Source organism: Vibrio sp. 1151_11, from assembly GCF_029478525.1.
GTDB classification, from domain to species: Bacteria; Pseudomonadota; Gammaproteobacteria; order Enterobacterales; family Vibrionaceae; genus Vibrio; species Vibrio anguillarum.
The window spans coordinates 20,624-39,152 of record NZ_SHMN01000001.1; the positions used below are offsets into that span (position 1 = coordinate 20,624).

The 18,529-nt window shown below is 46.2% G+C and carries 17 protein-coding genes; 7 read left to right on the plus strand and 10 right to left on the minus strand.

The features are described 5' to 3' along the window. The first annotated feature begins 332 nt into the window (after positions 1-332). From zwf to EXZ60_RS00100, 4 genes are all read left to right on the plus strand, one after another. Entirely contained in the window at positions 333-1,835 is a 1,503-nt protein-coding gene (gene zwf, locus EXZ60_RS00085; protein WP_026027771.1) for a glucose-6-phosphate dehydrogenase, read from the plus strand. Beyond that, complete coding sequence (gene pgl, locus EXZ60_RS00090; RefSeq protein ID WP_277435077.1) at positions 1,832-2,548, plus strand: 6-phosphogluconolactonase; 717 nt, start codon at positions 1,832-1,834, stop codon at positions 2,546-2,548. Before zwf ends, pgl begins: the two co-directional genes overlap by 4 nt. A gap of 13 nt (positions 2,549-2,561) precedes the next feature. Continuing rightward, the gene (gene gnd / locus EXZ60_RS00095) at positions 2,562-4,010 is read left to right on the plus strand and encodes a decarboxylating NADP(+)-dependent phosphogluconate dehydrogenase (protein ID WP_017046894.1); all 1,449 of its coding nucleotides are present in this window, start codon (positions 2,562-2,564) and stop codon (positions 4,008-4,010) included. Positions 4,011-4,143: 133 nt separating this feature from the next. After that, positions 4,144-4,284 (plus strand): hypothetical protein, encoded by a 141-nt coding sequence (locus tag EXZ60_RS00100; protein ID WP_017050239.1) that lies wholly within the window; start codon positions 4,144-4,146, stop codon positions 4,282-4,284. 53 nt (positions 4,285-4,337) lie between these two features. On the opposite strand, the gene EXZ60_RS00105 is transcribed toward EXZ60_RS00100, so the two are convergent. Then, complete coding sequence (locus tag EXZ60_RS00105; protein ID WP_222715476.1) at positions 4,338-5,240, minus strand: LysR family transcriptional regulator; 903 nt, start codon at positions 5,238-5,240, stop codon at positions 4,338-4,340. A 110-nt stretch (positions 5,241-5,350) separates the two neighbouring features. Between EXZ60_RS00105 and EXZ60_RS00110 the strand changes: the two genes are divergently transcribed. After that, a complete protein-coding gene (locus EXZ60_RS00110; RefSeq protein ID WP_010320539.1) occupies positions 5,351-6,214 on the plus strand; it encodes an MBL fold metallo-hydrolase in 864 nt (287 codons plus the stop codon). Then, entirely contained in the window at positions 6,208-6,831 is a 624-nt protein-coding gene (locus tag EXZ60_RS00115) for a DsbA family protein (RefSeq protein WP_069212038.1), read from the plus strand. Before EXZ60_RS00110 ends, EXZ60_RS00115 begins: the two co-directional genes overlap by 7 nt. A 45-nt stretch (positions 6,832-6,876) precedes the next feature. Here EXZ60_RS00115 and EXZ60_RS00120 read toward each other — a convergent pair whose 3' ends face one another. The 6 genes from EXZ60_RS00120 to rbsD form a co-directional block, all read right to left on the minus strand. After that, on the minus strand, positions 6,877-7,884 hold the full coding sequence (locus EXZ60_RS00120) for a substrate-binding domain-containing protein (RefSeq protein WP_013868172.1): 1,008 nt from the start codon (positions 7,882-7,884) through the stop codon (positions 6,877-6,879). A 16-nt stretch (positions 7,885-7,900) separates the two neighbouring features. Next, positions 7,901-8,821, minus strand: coding sequence for a ribokinase (rbsK, locus tag EXZ60_RS00125; RefSeq protein ID WP_277435078.1), 921 nt, complete (start codon positions 8,819-8,821; stop codon positions 7,901-7,903). A 177-nt stretch (positions 8,822-8,998) separates the two neighbouring features. Beyond that, on the minus strand, positions 8,999-9,877 hold the full coding sequence (rbsB, locus tag EXZ60_RS00130) for a ribose ABC transporter substrate-binding protein RbsB (protein WP_115339998.1): 879 nt from the start codon (positions 9,875-9,877) through the stop codon (positions 8,999-9,001). Between the two features lie 73 nt (positions 9,878-9,950). Continuing rightward, a complete protein-coding gene (gene rbsC, locus EXZ60_RS00135) occupies positions 9,951-10,934 on the minus strand; it encodes a ribose ABC transporter permease (RefSeq protein ID WP_064626506.1) in 984 nt (327 codons plus the stop codon). Beyond that, on the minus strand, positions 10,931-12,436 hold the full coding sequence (rbsA, locus tag EXZ60_RS00140) for a ribose ABC transporter ATP-binding protein RbsA (protein WP_094145644.1): 1,506 nt from the start codon (positions 12,434-12,436) through the stop codon (positions 10,931-10,933). Before rbsA ends, rbsC begins: the two co-directional genes overlap by 4 nt. A 20-nt stretch (positions 12,437-12,456) precedes the next feature. Further along, on the minus strand, positions 12,457-12,876 hold the full coding sequence (gene rbsD / locus EXZ60_RS00145; protein WP_094145645.1) for a D-ribose pyranase: 420 nt from the start codon (positions 12,874-12,876) through the stop codon (positions 12,457-12,459). Positions 12,877-13,182: 306 nt separating this feature from the next. Between rbsD and EXZ60_RS00150 the strand changes: the two genes are divergently transcribed. Beyond that, entirely contained in the window at positions 13,183-13,443 is a 261-nt protein-coding gene (locus EXZ60_RS00150) for a DUF3012 domain-containing protein (protein WP_277435079.1), read from the plus strand. Between the two features lie 65 nt (positions 13,444-13,508). Here EXZ60_RS00150 and EXZ60_RS00155 read toward each other — a convergent pair whose 3' ends face one another. The 3 genes from EXZ60_RS00155 to EXZ60_RS00165 all read right to left on the minus strand — a co-directional run bounded on the left by EXZ60_RS00155 (position 13,509) and on the right by EXZ60_RS00165 (position 18,503). Further along, positions 13,509-13,895: a hypothetical protein gene (locus EXZ60_RS00155; RefSeq protein ID WP_277435080.1), complete on the minus strand. Its 387-nt coding sequence runs from the start codon at positions 13,893-13,895 to the stop codon at positions 13,509-13,511. Further along, entirely contained in the window at positions 13,882-17,040 is a 3,159-nt protein-coding gene (tssI, locus tag EXZ60_RS00160; RefSeq protein ID WP_277435081.1) for a type VI secretion system tip protein TssI/VgrG, read from the minus strand. Before tssI ends, EXZ60_RS00155 begins: the two co-directional genes overlap by 14 nt. Before the next feature lie 167 nt (positions 17,041-17,207). Continuing rightward, on the minus strand, positions 17,208-18,503 hold the full coding sequence (locus EXZ60_RS00165) for a type VI secretion system ImpA family N-terminal domain-containing protein (protein ID WP_017046811.1): 1,296 nt from the start codon (positions 18,501-18,503) through the stop codon (positions 17,208-17,210). Positions 18,504-18,529: the final 26 nt, after the last annotated feature.

The window sequence follows — 18,529 nt, forward strand, 5'->3', positions numbered from 1 at the left end:
TAAGACTGACCACCTAGCATCATTCACAGCCGCTATAAGTAACGTGCTGTGGTCAGGGGATGAGACTTAGGCAGAACGTAACCTCTCACCCTGAAAATGTGTCGAGATGGCATGAGAATTTAATCGATTGCGTTATCAATAGTTGATGTATGTCAAATTGTCGTAGACAATACGCACCCGAGTCTAGGGGCGATCCCTGGACTGCGTTCTGCACTTTTGGAGGAGCGCATTGGTTTTAACTATCGACATTATAGTTAGAGCCTATTTTCTATTTTTGCATGACGCTGCTACCGTTGGCGCATGCTAAATACCTCGTTTTTAAGGGAAAGATGATGGTAATACCTGAAAACAGCAGTATTGTGATTTTTGGTGCTTCAGGCGACTTAACCTATCGCAAGCTTATACCTGCTCTGTATCACTTGTTCGCCAGTGATCAACTGCCGAAATCCTTTGCTATTCTGGGTGTCAGCCGAACCCAATACAGCGATGAGTCATACCGTGAAAAATTAAAGCGCTCTCTTCAGGAAATGGAAAAGACCGTCCCAGATATTCTCGACGCCTTTTGCGAGCACTTGCATTATCAAGCGATCAATACTTCAGATGTTGCAGAATACGCGCAGCTCGCCACGCGTCTTGACTCTTTGGCTGAGCAATACCAATTCACGCAACGCAACACTCTGTTCTATCTCGCGACGCCGCCGAGCCTTTATGGCGTCATCCCGGCCAATCTCGCAGCGCATGGATTAAATAGCGAAGCGCAAGGTTGGAAGCGTTTGATCATCGAAAAACCGTTTGGTTATGACCTCGCATCGGCTCAAAGCCTTGATATCGAAATTCATCGCCATTTCCAAGAACACCAGATCTACCGTATCGACCATTATTTAGGCAAAGAGACGGTACAAAACCTGTTGGTTTTCCGTTTTGCTAACGGGATGTTCGAACCTTTGTGGAACCGCAATTTCATTGACTATGTCGAAATTACAGGCGCAGAATTTTTGGGCGTCGAAGAACGCGGTGGCTATTACGACGGTTCTGGTGCGGTGCGTGATATGTTCCAAAACCATTTACTGCAAGTGTTAGCTATGGTTAGCATGGAACCACCAGCCGCCATTAATGCCGATTCAATTCGTAACGAAGTCAATAAAGTGCTGCAAAGCCTGCAACCGCTTTCTGATGATGACCTACGCCACAACCTCGTACTGGGGCAATATACGGAATCGGAAGTTCGTGGCCAGTTTTTACCCAGTTACCGTGATGAACATGGTGTGGCAGCAGATTCGCGCACTGAAACCTATGTCGGTTTGAAAATGTTTATCAATAACTGGCGCTGGAATGGCGTGCCATTTTATGTGCGTTCAGGTAAACGTTTACCAACGCGCGTCACCGAAGTGGTCATTCACTTTAAGCGTACGCCACACCCTGTTTTTGGGCAAAATGCCCCTGAAAACAAGCTCATCATCCGCATTCAGCCCGATGAAGGCATTCAAATGAGCTTTGGTTTGAAGGAGCCAGGTGCGGGCTTTAAAGCCAAAGAAGTCTCCATGAACTTCCATTACACATCACTGGAAGAAACCAAGATGTTGACCGCTTATGAACGGCTTCTTTTGGATGCGCTCAACGGTGATGCAACTTTATTTGCGCGTACCGATGCCGTAGAAGCGTGTTGGAAGTTCGTGCAACCTATTTTGGATTTTAAACAAGACCCTCAATCGCTGTTTGGCTATGCCTGTGGCACGTGGGGACCAAAAGAGTCCGATTTGCTGCTACACAATGATGGCCGCGCGTGGCGCTTCCCGTGTAAAAACTTGACCGATACGGATTACTGCGAATTATGATCAATCATAAAATTTTTCAAACCCCAGAACAGGTGGTTGAAACGCTCGCCAATGAAATGCAACGCTATAGCGAGCAAGGTCAGCCGATTCATATCTCCCTTTCCGGTGGCAGCACACCCAAAATGCTGTTCAAATTATTAGCCAGTGAACCTTATGCACAGGCGATTACATGGCAAAACCTGCATTTCTGGTGGGGTGATGAACGCTGTGTCGCTCCTGACGATGCCGAAAGCAACTTTGGTGAAGCCAATACACTGCTGTTTAGCCAAGTGAACATTCCACCTCAAAATATTCACCGTATTCGCGGCGAAGATGATCCACAAACCGAAGCTAAGCGCTTTGCCGATGAGATGGCAAAAGTCATTCCATCCGTCAACGGTACTCCTGTTTTTGATTGGATTTTGCTCGGTGTTGGCGCAGATGGTCATACGGCATCCCTGTTCCCTAATGTGACCGACTACGAGGATGAGAATTTATCTTTAGTGGCAACGCATCCGGAATCAGGCCAACTTCGTGTCTCTAAAACAGCGAAAGTGTTGGAAGCTGCAAAACGCATTAGTTACCTCGTTCTTGGCGCAGGTAAAGCCGAGATCGTACACGAAATTCACACCACGAAAGCCGAGGATCTTCCTTATCCGGCTGCCAAAGTTAAATCAACAACTGGCGAAACAGAGTGGTTTTTAGATTCAGATGCCGCAACAAAGATTGCGTGAAGGAGAGAAATAAATGAAAGGTGATATCGGTGTAATCGGCCTAGCAGTGATGGGCCAAAACCTTATCCTAAATATGAACGACCACGGTTTTAAAGTGGTAGCTCACAACCGTACCGCGGCAAAAGTCGATGAGTTCCTAGCAGGTCCAGCGAAAGACACCAATATTGTTGGTGCTTATTCACTGCAAGAGTTAGTCGACAAACTGGCGACACCTCGCAAAGTGATGCTGATGGTGCGTGCGGGCCAAGTCGTGGATGATTTCATCGACCAACTGGTTCCGCTACTCGATAAAGGCGACATCATTATCGATGGTGGTAACACGAACTTCCCAGACACCAACCGCCGTGTTGCAGCACTGCGTGAAAAAGGTATTCACTTTATCGGTACAGGCGTTTCTGGCGGCGAAGAAGGGGCACGTTTTGGCCCATCTATCATGCCAGGTGGCGCACCTGAAGCTTGGGAAGCCGTGAAGCCAATTTTCCAAGGTATCTCAGCAAAAACCGAAGCTGGTGAGCCTTGCTGTGATTGGGTGGGTAACGACGGCGCGGGCCACTTCGTTAAAATGGTACACAACGGTATCGAATATGGCGATATGCAGCTAATTACCGAAGCTTATCAGTTTATGAAAGACGGCTTGGGTTTAAACCATGATGAAATGCAAAAAGTGTTTGCTGATTGGAACAAGACCGAGCTCGATAGCTACCTAGTGGAAATCACCGCTGATATCTTAGGCTACAAAGACGAAGATGGTGAAGCTCTGGTTGAGAAAATCCTCGATACTGCAGGCCAAAAAGGCACAGGTAAATGGACGGGCATTAACGCACTCGATATGGGTATTCCGCTGACGCTGATCACTGAGTCAGTTTTCTCTCGTTGCCTTTCAGCATTGAAAGATCAGCGCGTTGCTGCCGAAGCGCTGTTTGGTAAGAGCAATATGCAGATCGAAGGTGATAAACAAGAGTGGGTTGATGCACTTCGTCAAGCGCTACTTGCGTCTAAGATCATCTCTTACGCACAAGGCTTTATGCTAATGCGCCAAGCGTCTAACGAAAATGGTTGGAATCTTAACTACGGTAACGTGGCATTGATGTGGCGTGGTGGTTGTATCATCCGCTCCGCATTCCTGAGCAACATTCGTGATGCGTTCGAAGCTAACCCAGAAATCGCCTTCTTAGGTTCAGATGCCTACTTCAAGGGCATTTTGGATAACTGCCTAGCGGCTTGGCGTAAAGTAGCGGCCAAATCAATGGAAGTCGGCATTCCAATGCCATGTATGACCTCCGCGCTCACTTTCTTAGATGGCTACACCACCGCTCGCTTACCAGCTAATTTACTGCAAGCACAACGTGATTACTTTGGTGCTCACACTTATGAGCGTACTGACCGTCCACGTGGTGAATTCTTCCACACAAACTGGACTGGTACAGGCGGCGATACGGCGTCTACCACTTACGACGTATAAAAAATTCGGCTTACGATGAAAAAAGGACTAGCTAAGCCCCTTCATCTACGCCTATAATTTGACCGTCATGGAGGATGTTAACTAGGTTAACATCCTCTATTTTTTTGTTTCCAAAACTACATGAGATCCAAAGATGACCATCAATAAGTTCTATGTACTTGTCCCACAGGCTGTGGAAGAAGACACTCATAGGGAAAATGAAGTTCAATCTGCTATGGAAGCTCAACGTCAGGCATTAGTGCAACAAGCGCAGAAACAAGGCGCAGTAGCATAATCCATAAGCAGAGTGTGGCAACACGCTCTGCTTATCACTCCTCTCTACCTCATCTATAGGCATATCGTTTGCCAATCATGATGCATAAAATACTCCTTTAAGTGATCAATCAAAGCTCTGACAGCGGGTGATAAATGACGCCGAGAAGGATATAAAGCGTAAATGTCCATTTTCTTCGGTTGCCAATGCGCTAACACCTGCTGTAAATCCCCCCTTTCTAACGCACCCTTGGCTAGATAAGTCGGCTGCAAAGCAACGCCCATCCCGTGGATAGCCGCATGTAACAAAGTGGTGGCTTCATTCGCAGTTAGCTGGCATGGCACCTCCACCGATTGGTGCTTATCATCTTGTTTTAAATGCCAAATATGTCGCTCAAAGTTTTTGTATCCAAGACAACGATGCTGTGAGAGATCGCTTGGTGTGAGTATTGGCTCACAGCGCATGAGATAGTCAGGAGAGGCAACCAATACAGAATCACATTGGGCGATAGGGCGCCCGATTAAAGAAGGATCAGGATCGGCCGCAATACGGATCGCTAAATCAATTCGCTCTGCAATCAAATCTGCGGTTTTATCCTGTACATCAATATCAATTTCGATATTTGGATGCGTATTCAAAAAAGGTTTAACGGCCGGGATCAGTTGAGAAAAGCCAAACGACATGCTGGTCGCAATCCGGATTTTTCCAGATAACGACTGTTGATCCATCAACTGATGTTCTAATTGCTGCGCTTGCTCGACCCATAATTTTATCGCGTCTAGGCATTGAACTCCTGCTGATGTGAGCGATACTTTTCGTGTGGTTCGGTTTAATAACCGAGCTTGTAACCAAGTTTCCATGGTTTCAACATGCCGAGTCACCATAGGACGAGAAATATCCAGCCGTTCCGCTGTCGCCGTAAAACTTTGGGTAATCGCTATATCTAAAAAGACCTGAGCTGCTGTGAGTTTGTCCATGATTAGTTCTAATTAAGAAACAATGATGTCAATTATTAGCTATATATCCGAACAAGTCTAATTCGTATGATAGCTCCCGAACCGATAACATACTCTTTGGATAAATAATCATGAAAACACTGACTCTACTTACAGCAACCACACTCATCAGCAGCACCGCGTTTGCAGCACAACAACCTTTGACACTTGACGTCTACAATGCAGATGGCAATAGCTTCCATGTCAACTCCACTTTGGTTTATGGCGAAACAGAAGCGATGGTGGTTGACACTGGCTTTACTAAAGCCGACGCACTCCGTATTGCAGCAAAAGTTCTCGACTCTGGCAAAAACTTAACCACGATTTTTATTAGCCAAGCTGACCCTGATTACTACTTTGGCGCTGAAGTACTGCATGACATGTTTCCACAAGCGAAAGTGCTGACGACTCCTGGCGTACGTGCAACGATTGCAGAAAAACTCGAAGGTAAACTGGCATTTTGGGCTCCAAAAATGGGGGCAAATGCCCCTGTAAAACCAGTATTACCAACAGCTTATAATGGCAAAACCTTAACCATTGATGGGCAAACTATTGAAATTCGCGATGCGGATGGAGCATTAGCGCATCGTCCTTATTTATGGATACCAGCCAATAAAGCGATTTTAGGTAACGTCGCGGTATACGGAAATGTTCATTTATGGATGGCCGATGCACAAAGTGATGCGAGCCGCCAAGCTTGGGCGCAACAACTTGATCAAATGAAAGCACTCAAACCAAACGTAGTGATCCCGGGGCATATGACTTCTGGCACAGCGCTTGATGCTTCTTCAATTGAATTTGCACAGCAATATCTTATGGATTTTGCTAAAGCCAAAGCAAACAGCAAAGACAGCGCTCAGTTAATTCAAACCATGCAAAACCTTTACCCTAATGCTGGCCTACCAATGGCTTTAGAAATTGGTGCCAAAGTTCATATGGGTGAGATGAAATGGTAAACGTCCACTATATTTTCGACCCAATGTGTGGCTGGTGTTACGGAGCAACCTCTCTGATTCAGCAGTTGAATGAAATGAGCGGAGTCAAACTGCACCTTCATCCGGGTGGAATGATCGAGCGATCGCCTCTTTCAGATGGTTTTCGCCAACATGTACTGCAAGCTGATCAGCGCATTGCTCAGCAAACAGGAGCCGTATTTGGGGAAGGTTACATCGCCAAAATCAAAAGTGGCGAAACCGTGATATTGGACTCATACGTTACTGCTCAAGCCATTATTGCAGCACAATTACTCGGTGTATCGCCAAGTGTTATGCTCAAAAGCATTCAACAAGCGCACTACCAGCAAGGTTTGCCTGTGGCCGATACTGAAACATTGACACTGTTAGCCCAATCGCTTGACCTAGAGCCAAATCAATGGGAACAAGCGATGGAGCAAGCCAAAGCTCAGTTACCAGAGCAGTTAGAGCAGACGCAAAGCTTAATGGCGCAATATCAGCTTTCTGGTTTTCCCTCGATTGTGTATGAAGCAGAGGGGCAATGGCGAACCGTATCTGTTAGCCATTTCTATAATCGACCGCAGCAATGGGCTGATTTCTGGAAAAAGATGGCTCAGTAATTAGTGCCTCATCCCTCTCTTTAGTAAAGAGAGGGATTTTTCCATCTACTTGTTCATCATTTTGATGCTTTTACGCACCACTAAAGTCGGCTCTAATTGGACAATTTGCGGTTCGAGCGCTTCGTTTTCTAAACGGGCAAGTAAGGTGTCAACTGCCGCTTTACCTAAACGATATTTGGGTTGATGAATAGTGGTTAGAGCTGGCGACATAAAACGGGCGATGTGAATATCGTCATACCCCATCAGCGAAAGATCTTCAGGAATGCGGATCCCTTTTTCATTAGCTGCATTAATCACACCCATTGCCATCATGTCATTAGAGACAAAAATCGCACTCGGCAATGGCCCTTTAGCTAACATTTTATTGAACGCTTCGTAGCCACCTTCACATTCAAAATCGGATTCCACAATCCAATTGGGATAAATGTCCAAACCTGCTTCCAAGACAGCGCGCTTATAGCCTTCATAACGCATTTGAGCTTGATGTCGAATCAATGGCCCGGTAATGCAACCGATTTCTTTATGACCGCACTCAATCAAATAGTTCGCCGCAATATAACCACCACGTAAAGAGTTATCTTGTATTTTATCGCTAGGAAAGAGCATTGGGCCCCAATCCATCACCACGACAGGGATATCTGGGTAGCGTTCAAAAACGTCAATCCGCTCACCTTCTAAGGTGGAGCACATCAAAAGTAAGCCATCAACGCGCTTTTGCAGCAGTGTGTTGATAGAGGCTTGCATCCGCTGGCTATCCCCTTCGGTATTACACAAAATAAGGTTATAACCTTTGTGGTAGCAACTGCGCTCTACCCCTTTGACCACTTCGCCAAAAAAAGGGTTAGTCGAAGTGGTCACTAACATACCAATGGTGCGCGTTCGGTTCATTTTGAGACTGCGAGCCAATGCTGACGGGGCATAGTTCAGATCTTGCGCGGCTTTATTGACACGCTCAGCGATTTCATCGCTCACATAGCGAGATTTATTAATGACATGGCTGACGGTAGACGTGGATACGCCGGCTAATCTTGCAATATCTTTCATTGTCGCCATGTCTGTTTTTCCTATTCTATTGATGCTGAGCGAGAAACGCGTCCACTTCTACTCGGGTGGGTATTGAGGTTTGCGCGCCAAAACGGGTAACAGAAATGGCTGCCGCAGCATGCGCAAATTTAATGGCTGATTCTAAAGGCATATCTTCCAACAAACCTGTTACCAAAGCACCGTTAAACGTATCACCTGCCGCGGTGGTGTCTGTCACATCGACTTTAAAACCAGCAATCAGTTGACCACGCCCATTTTGGCTTAGCCAAACGCCTTTTGCACCTAAGGTGATCAAGACGATTTCAATCCCTTTTTTGTGCAGTTGATTGGCCGCTAATTGCGCCGTGTGATCATCATCAACCGTGATCCCCGTTAAGCGCTGCGCTTCCGTTTCGTTTGGTGTGATCACATCGACACATTCTAGCAGAGTATCAGGCAGATCTCGGGCAGGCGCTGGGTTTAAAATCACATTGGTACGATTTTGTTTGGCGATTTGCGCAGCTTTAATAATGCCATCGATTGGCGTTTCCAGTTGCATCAATAAATATTTGGCCGCACCAATGGCAGCTAAATCCGCTTCAATGGCATCAGCCGTCAGCTTGTCATTCGCCTCTGCCGAAATACAGATGCTGTTTTCTCCGCTGTCCGAGACTTGGATCATCGCAATGCCCGTCGGACAATTGGGCTGCATTTTAACTCCCGTAATGTTGATACCATCGAGCTTAAAATTCTCACGAATATTGATACCGAATGCATCGTCACCCACGCAGGCAATAAAACCGATGTCCGCTTTTAATCGCGCGGCCGCTACAGCTTGGTTGGCCCCTTTACCACCGGGAATAACTTGATAATGACGACCATGCAGCGTCTCGCCCGGGCGAGGAAATGAAGGCACTTGCAAAACATGGTCAGCGTTAACACTACCTAATACCACTAACTGATTCATAATTTGTCCTTTGTTCATGAGTGAACATGTTTGAAATAGAGCTGGAGAGGTTTGGCTTCTGTGGCTTCACCTGAAAAAACAAACCTATCGAGCCTGATTACTGGTTATTAATGGCTGAGGGGTTATAGAGAAGAGGTAGCTCTCTACGAGCCAGTAAAGAGCTACCTACAGCAAAGATTATTTGCTGATGATTTTTAGAGGAACCGGAATGTACTCATCCACTTGTTCGCCTTTTAACATTTTATCGGCCGTTTCAATGCCAAGTGCACCGATCATGTCTGGTTGTTGAGCAACAGTCGCAGCAAGTTGGCCGCGTTCTACCGCCGCGATACCATCGTCGGTACCATCAAAACCAATGATCATCACCTCTTTGCCTGATGCTTGAACGGCGCGAAGTGCACCCAATGCCATTTCATCATTTTGGGCAAATACGGCTTGAACATCTGGGTTTGCCGCTAGCAGGTTTTCCATTACATTCAAACCTTTAGTGCGGTCAAAATCAGCAGGCTGGCTAGCAAGCAGTTCCATTTCACTGCCTTTCACCGCGTTCATGAAACCTTCTCCACGCTCACGAGCGGCCGATGTGCCAGCAATCCCTTCCAGTTGAATAACTTTGGCTTTTGCACCGATTTTTTCGACGATAAAGTGACCGGCCATTTCACCACCGACTACGTTATCAGAAGCGATGTGGCTCACAACATCACCACGGCTTGCACCGCGATCCAGTGTCAACACTGGCACTTTAGCGCGGTTGGCCATACGGATGGCGTTAGAGACGGCATCAGAATCGGTTGGGTTGATCAAAATCGCTTTAACGCCACGAACGGTTAAGTCTTCTACGTTTGATAGCTCTTTGCTTGGATCATTTTGTGAATCCAAGACGATCAGGTTGTAGCCTAACTCTTTCGCTTTCGCTTCTGCGCCATCTTTCATGGTGACAAAAAATGGGTTGTTCAGAGTGGATAGTACAATCGCCATGGTGTCTTGCGCATGCGCAGCCACAGAGGCAGTGGTGGAAAGTAGAGCAGCAGAGATTAAAGTTGCAAGTTTTTTCATCTTTATAGTCCTTTTTGTAGGGGCCGTTTTAAAGCTAATATGGCTCGCTTTAAAACGGAGGTTTTCTATCGTGTTACTTATTTTTGTTATCCACGAGTACCGCGAGCAAAATAACCACGGCTTTCGCAATCATTTGGTAGTAAGAAGAGACATCAAGCAGGTTCAGCGCGTTATTAAGAAAGCCGATGATCAGCGCCCCAATTAACGTGCCCATAATGCGTCCTTTACCACCCATCAAGCTGGTACCACCAAGTACGACGGCAGCGATGGCATCCAGCTCATAACCCATACCAGCAGTCGGTTGCGCAGAAGAGAGGCGAGACGTGACGATGATGCCAGCCAGCGCAGCCAATAGACCACAGATGGCGTACACACCAATTTTCACGCGATCCACATTAATACCTGACAATCGAGTCGCAGACTCATTGCCACCTAGCGCGTAAACATAGCGGCCAAAACGTGTATGGTTGAGTAAGTACCAAACCGCAGCAAAGACCACCACCATCATCCACACCGGAACGGGAATACCCAACGCGTAACCTGTACCAAACCAAGCAAAAGTGTCTGCAGTATCGGTAAAACCTGTCGAAATTGGACGCCCATCGGTATAAACCATGGTCACACCACGCAGTAAGGTCATGGTGACTAAGGTGGCAATAAACGCTTGCACTTTACCTTTGGCGATAATGATACCGCTAATCGCACCCAGTGCCGCGCCAGCAAGTAACGCTGTAGGGACTGCGATAATGACAGGAATTTCAAGACCAATCATGGTTGCAGCAAAAGCGCCGCACAACGCCAGTACCGAGCCAACACTCAGATCGATACCTGCCGTTAGAATAACCAAGGTCATCCCCACAGCGATAATGGCGTTGACTGAGGTTTGGCGCAAAATGTTCAGTATGTTGTCAACCGTGAAGAAATTGGGGTTTAAAAAAGAGACAACGACCACTAAAAAAAGCAAAGCAATCAGTGATTTTTGCTCAATGAGCCACTCTTTACTGATCCATTTTCTGCGGTTAGTTTGGGTTGAATTACTCATGCTGTTACTGCTCATGCTGCTTCCTCATTGATCTTTTTGCCTACCGCGCAGGCGAGTAGAATCTCTTGGTTGGCTTGTTTGGCACAAAATTCGCCGCTGATTCGACCTTCATGCATCACCAAAATTCGGTCACTCATCCCTAGCACTTCTGGCATCTCTGACGAAACCAAAATAATGCTCATCCCTTCGGCTTTAAATTGGTTAATCAATTGGTAAATCTCTTTTTTGGCTCCCACGTCAACCCCGCGTGTGGGTTCATCCAAAATCAAAACTTTGGGACGTGTCATCAACCCTTTCGCAATCGCTACTTTTTGCTGATTGCCACCGGACAAATTACCAATGATTTGATCACGAGATGGCGTTTTGATGTTGAATAGGCGAATAAAATCTTCCACTGCGATGACTTCATCACTGTGTTGAATCTGTACACCTTTGCTAAATTTATTCAACGCACACAGTGACATGTTCTCTTTCACCGACAGGCCAAGAACCAAACCGTCCCCTTTGCGATCTTCTGAAATATACGCGATACCGTTTGCAAGGCCATCTTGTGGGCTGACTGGGTTGATGGTTTTGTTCTCAAGGTTAATCACGCCTCGCTCACTGGGCAGCGCGCCGTAAATCACTTTCATTAATTCAGTGCGCCCTGCGCCCATCAAACCCGAGACACCGAGGATTTCACCTCGTTTGAGCGTAAAATTAATGTCATGCACACCTGAGCCCGTAAGGCCTATCACTTCAAGACAAGTGTCGCCGTGCTTTACCTCAATACGCGGATACTGTTCTTCTAATTTCCGGCCGACCATCATCTCAATCAGGCCATCTTCATTGGTGTCAGACACTTTGCACTGGCCAATGAATTTGCCATCACGTAACACGGTAATATCGTCACAAATTTCAAAAATTTCTTTCAACCGATGTGAGATATAAACAATGCCGCAACCTTGTTCACGCAGCTCGTTAATCACATTAAATAACGATTCAGTTTCGGTATCCGTCAGCGCATCCGTCGGTTCATCCATGATGATCACTTTCGACTCAAATGAGAGCGCTTTTGCAATCTCAACCATCTGTTGCTCACCAAGGCTTAAGTCACCCAACAAGGTCTTGGAGCTGTGTTTAACGTTTAAACGAGCTAGTAGTTTGTCGGCTGCTTGGTACATTTCATTCCATAAAATTCGCCCCATCGCACCGGTTATCTCTCTGCCTAGAAAAATGTTTTCAGCAATAGTTAATTCCGGAATCAAATTCAACTCTTGGTGAATAATGCTGATGCCCGCTTGTTGTGAATCTCGTGGGCCTTTAAAGGCGGCTGGTTTTCCTTGGTAAGTGATAGAACCCGCATCCAATGAATAGATACCCGTCAACACTTTCATTAAGGTTGATTTACCCGCGCCGTTTTCGCCCATCAACGCCATCACACGGCCGGGGTAAACATTGAGGCTAGCTTTATCGAGTGCTTTCACGCCGGGGAACGCTTTTTCAATCTCACTGAGCGCTAAAATTGCTTGAGTCATAGTGGATCCTCAATCGCGGCTTAAAACACGACGCCTGCTTGAAAGATAACATTCGCATACGGCGTGCATTCGCCAGTTCTTACCACGGCGCGGCTACGCATAGTGCGCTCTTTAAAATCGTGATGAGAGAGGTAAGTGACAGCAATCGCTTTCTCGCATAACTCCTCTTCCGCTTTCAGCTCAGCAAGCAGCGCTTTGTGATGCTCAGGGCTTACTTGTGCAAACTCTTCAGCAATGATCACACCTTCAATTTGAGATTCAGAAAGAATCACGCGGACCGTGTCAATAAAACCGGGAATACCGTGAGTTAATGCTAAATCAATACGCTGCACTTCATCGGGAATAGGCAAACCTGCATCACAAATTGTGATTTCGTCGGTATGCCCTAAAGTAGCCACCAAGTAAGAGAGTTCCGAGTTTAATAGGGTACTTTTTTTCATTGTTATACCTTCACGTTAGGCTTTATGTTTCGCTTTCTGACACCTTTCTATCACTCTTGAATCGTTCAAGAAAATCTCATCGAAACGTTTCGATGAATCCTAGCGTAGCAAAAATAATTTGCACGATGCGAAAATAGGTAATGTGATTTTGATCGTTGATTAGTGAGCTGAGGAGTAAAAAAGAGTGAGGATCATCACTGAGTGATTTGTCATTAGATGCCCATTTTTAGCATAGGATTAACACTGAGACCGTGATTTTCGGTATAGTCACTCCGAACAAAAATCGCATCCATTTGGAACTCAAACATGAAAAAAATAGCCTTGGTATTGTTTACTGCATTCTCACTCGCCGCCTGCTCAGAAGTGGGCAGCGAAGCATGGTGTCAATATATGAAAGAGAAACCAAAAGGCGAATGGAACGCCGGGCAGGCGGTGGATTATGCAAAGCACTGTGTCTTCCAATCACAAATTGGCAGCGACGCGTGGTGTGAAGATATGAAAGACAAGCCAAAAGGTGATTGGACAGCGAATGAGGCTGGCGACTTCGCTAAGCATTGTATTTTTTAGGATTGGTTTAAATAAAGAGCCTAGCTATGTTGGCTCTTTATTCTATTTAAAACAACAGTCAATATCTAACCGTAGGGCTCATCACATTCTATTTTTTGATCTTCGGTAAAAATACGACAGCTCATTGAATACCAGAGTGTATCGTATGAAAAACTAATATCGCTCTTTGATACACTTTTTAAAGTAATATAAAAACCTTGCTTATCACTATTCGACAAGTTTTCATTCTCGTTAATAACACAATACTCATAATGCTTTCCATTAGTAACGACATTCAGACAAGGCTTTTCTATTGGTATATAGGCAACATTATCTCCAGTTTTACCTGTCTGATTATCGTAAGACTTAATTAACGTTCTTAACTCATTACTTGGTGGAATCGGAAATGCCCCAGCATAGGATGAATAAGATAATAAAAAAGTGCAGTAAAATATTAGGTTATAAGTGGTCATATCTTATTGTCTTCCTGTTTAGTGGTACACTATTCCATACTGCATTTTCATAATGCATAATTCTTTTAAAGTTGAAATAGTTCATCGATACTTTGTCTTCAACTAATGCCGGAACATAGGCTCTACGAGTTTCAGTATAGCTATCACCACGATATGTAATATCTATAGTTACATCCTTCACACTACGAGGCATTCCTTCCCAATCAACAACTCCATATGTTTTTTGTACATCTGCTTTTGTAACTAAGATTTTTGTCTTATTTTCAAGATATTCATAAATAGTGTTAAACATAATGTACTGTTGCTTTCTAGTAATAACCAACTCTTCATCAGTTAAATCACTCGACTTCAAGGCACTCAATGCATCGCTTTTTGTTTTACCCTCAACACTTAAGAGCCACACTGATAACTTCGGGTTAAGACCCGCTAGCTCAAATAAATTTTTCAAATCCAATTTAGAGGGATTTTGGCCATTAGCACCGCTTGGAGGACTGCCGAGATCCAGACCTCGCCCGATAGTAACACCTGAATTTCCTATCACTTTTCCGCGATGATTAGGTATGTGCACTTTCCGAGAAAAGAATGGGCTTCCTTCGATGTCATTCCCCTCTGCATCAAAGGTCAATTGACCTTTTGGTACAGTCAACCATTTCAGATCCATCTCATCATTTTCATAAACCCACTCATCGACCAGCGCTTCATCTAAACCTAACAATGTCCCTTGGCCAACAATACCATCAACGGGGCCAATGCTGTATGACGGATGCGTTTGATGACTGGGTTGATAACTTTTTTGGAACTGCTCAATGGCCGTTTTGGTTTTACTACCGAAATCACCATCGACTTGCAAATCAAATTTCATTTTGATTAACGCTTGCTGAATCAAGCTCACTTCTTCGCCATTGTTGCCTTTTCTGAAAGCGCTGGCTTGTTTCTTCGCTAACTTCTCCAGCTCTTCTGAAGGTTTCAACACATCCGATTGTAGCAGTGATGCTTTATCTTCGTTTTGTGCATCCTCTTTTGGGCTCTCTTCCTGAGCGCTCTTTTCTGCCGCCTTAGATTCTGACTGCTTTTCTGATGATGCAGATGATTTCTGCGCAGCGGATTGTACTGCGGCAGCCTCAAAATGAGTGATCACATTCGCTTGGCCGCTTTGCATGGTCGCGTTAATTGCACTCGCTTGCAATTCGGCTGGAGCTTTCATATCAAGTAGTGGGGTTGCCAACATGGCGGATTGCCCACCATAAGCGCTACCGCTGCCAGCACTTCCGCCAGCATTAAGGTTAATCGCAGGACCAACGATGTGCACGCCACCGGCATCCACTTTGACAAAGCTGCCACCCGCTTTTAAAGTCACTTCAGCCCCAGCTTCTACAACGATTTTAGCTCCCACTTTAAGGCTGATTTCGCGCCCTGTTTGTATCGCGGTCAGTTTGGCCACTTTATGCCGTAATGACCCACTAATCTCTACACTGCTATCTTTGGTTATGTTATCGCGGCTTTCGCCCTCCACCGTGAGGTGGTGGTTATGTTTAACGTGCGTGAACTGGTCGTTATCCACCGTGAGGTGCTGGTCGTGCTTGATGTGCGCCGTGGCGTCATTGAGCACCAAGGCGTCTAAGTCTTTTTGCGCGTGTAGGTAGATTTTCTCTTGCGCTGCTTGGTCTTCAAAACTCAGCTCGTTAAACCCTTGCCCTTGGTGCGTTTCACTGCGCAGCACGGTTTTGGTTTTGTTATCCGGCAATGTGTACGGCGCTTTGTTGGTCGCATGGTAGGTACGGCCTGTCACTATCGGTTGGTCTGGGTCGCCGTTAAGAAACGAGACGATGACTTCATGACCAATGCGCGGAATGGCTATCATGCCGTATTGGCTGCCGGCCCAACCTTGTGAGACGCGCACCCAGCACGAGCTGTGCTCATCGCCGTTGGAATATCTGTCCCACGGGAAATGCAGTTTGACGCGGCCATGTTCGTCACAGAAGATTTCTTCGCCATCAGGGCCCACCACCAACGCCATGCAAGGGCCATCCACTTGAGGTTTGGCTTGCGGTGTCGCACGCCACGTGACATCGGCAGGAATGAGCGTGAATTGGTTGCTGTACGTGGTCGCGCCACTGCCGCCCTCTTCTTCCAATGCTTGTGGCTGACGTCCTTGGTGATGCACTTGCACTACAACCCAGTCGCGGTTCGCGCTGTCGTCAAGATGCTCTTGTAAGTCAAATTTTGTGCCCGCTTGCAGGCCTGGATGGTTACTTTTTCCGCTCGCGGTACGCGCTTCTCGTCGTAGGTACTCTAAGCGAATTTGATTAAAGGCTTTGCCGCTGATGTCGTCTTTAAAGCGACCCGGTGCATCAAAGTGTTCGTAGGTCGCTTGCTGGTAATCCATCTCGCGCCCTTGCGCTTGCTGGGCAAACGAGTAGCTCGGCTTTTTAAAGCTGTAATCTTGCAGCGCGCTGTGGCTCACTTCGGTTTGGCTGTGTTGCGTTAATTGCGACACATAAGGGCTCTCCATCACGCCACCCGCAAGGGCGTTGTAAGGGATAGGCGTTTCTCGCTTTATCAGGCTTTGGCTGTCGTCACTGAAAAAGAGGGTGTGTTTCCCCTCTTCATGAATGAAGTGATACACCAAGCCCTCTTCGGCGGCTAAGCGATGCAAGAAGTCGATATCCGTCTCACGGTACTGCACGCAGAATTCACGCTGAGTACACTCGCGCTTCAGCGAGAAGGCGTAGTCGTTAATGCCCATTTCTTGCAGTACGATGGAGAGGATTTCGGGAACGGTTTTGAGCTGGAAGATGCGGCTGTTTTGGCGCAGTGATAGCCGCTCTAATGCCGGGACTAAGGTCAGTGAGTAAAAGGTGTGATGATGGCCAATATCGCCTTTACTGAACTGGCGCACAATACCGTGCACGCGCTGCACGACAAGGCCATCACGCAACATCTCAAGCTGAGCGGTTTTGTCCACCAGCTCCAGCGCCGTTAAGCCAGATTGGCGACTGGCCAGTTTTATCTCATAGCGAAAACCGTAGCAATGCAGGCCCGCTTGCGCGCTATCAGACAGCGATTCCACACCTTGGTATTCACGCACCACTAACGTGTCGTCTGCCAAACCCTCCACGGTGAGCCTAAAACTTAACCTTGCCATCTTTTTCCCTTCCACTCTTTTATCGCAAAATGACACTAGTACAGCAAGTGCAGTGCCAGATATTTTTCTTTGATATTCATGAGCTTATAAACAGCTCGATTGACAAAGGCAACAAACTGCCTGATATGAGCAAAAAGTTGCCCTTCAATAACCAATTGTTGCTCAGCTTATTGAGTCTGAGCTTCCTGATTATGTGTCACAGTCAAATGCTCAAACTGCTTGTCGAGCTCGGCCATTTTCCAGCTCAAATTATTAAGCCGCTGCTTCAGAATCATAAACTCCTGTTCAGCCTGTACAACATCACCTTTTTTGAGCAACTCTTCGACATATGCAGCTCTCCCGTAAATAGGAGACAAACTAATAGCGAACTCCTCCAACGATTTGGTTTGTCTTTGCAGTTCGGTTAATTTTCCTTTTTGCGCGAGCAGCGCGATGTTAGCCATCTTGGTTCGCGTTTCACTAAAACGCTCCATAAAGCGCTCAGTTTGTTGCAGAGCTTCACGCTTAGCATCGGCAAACGCTTGATCAACCTCCAGCACCGATTCGGTTTGGGGATAAAGTTGCAATAACGCATCCAACACTTGCTGGGCTTCAACACGAGCCGATTCAAAAGAGCGCGCCATTTTTTGCTCAATCGCCTCTCGGTACAATGGCACAATCTCATTTGACAACTGTTCAAGCTTGGCTGGCGAGTTAGCCTGTTGAAACGCATTGACCTGCTCTGGCGTATGTAAAGCAGGTAACCTTAGGTTGGTTGCATAAGATATTGAGTTGAAAAACGGCAAATAAGTGACGGCCCCATACACCATCACAACACCAAGAACACCGGATATAAAAGCGGCCACATGCGTAACACGTGAGCGCTTTTGATTACGAACCTGCTCAACCTGTTCCGTTTGAGTATGGCGCTTTAGCAGCGAATGATATTGCGTTTCTAAACGATCAATATGTTCAAAAATAGCAAAACCTACTCCTTCGAAATCAACCAAATAGTCCGGCTGTTGCAGCTCTAAAATGGCATGCATACGCTCACAAAAGCGCTCACAACGGTATAAATCACGCAGTGCTTCATGATTCGGACGCAGATCTTTTAACTCCCGCACTACACGAGCATTAACCCAATCGAGCACTTCCTTGCGCATTTTCGCCGATTTTACGTCCGGTTTTGGCAAATTACTTAAGCAGCAGCACAACAGTTCAACACCATTGGCGTATCCCGCTAAGCCCTGCATTTTTAAACAGGCTACGGTGTAATAACCGCACAGCAAAAGGTCAATCCCCGGGCCTTTTGCTAATGTTTCACAAGCAACTTTCACCACAGCCCAGTCTGGACCACCTGATAATGGGTTGTTACGACGGTTGATCTCATCTCTCACCTTTTGGTAGGCATCAATGTGACGAACAGCAGCAGCATCATCTATCAAATGAAAACGAGCGTGGTCGATAAATACAATATTGGACATGACTACAGCGTCCTAAGTGAGTTGAG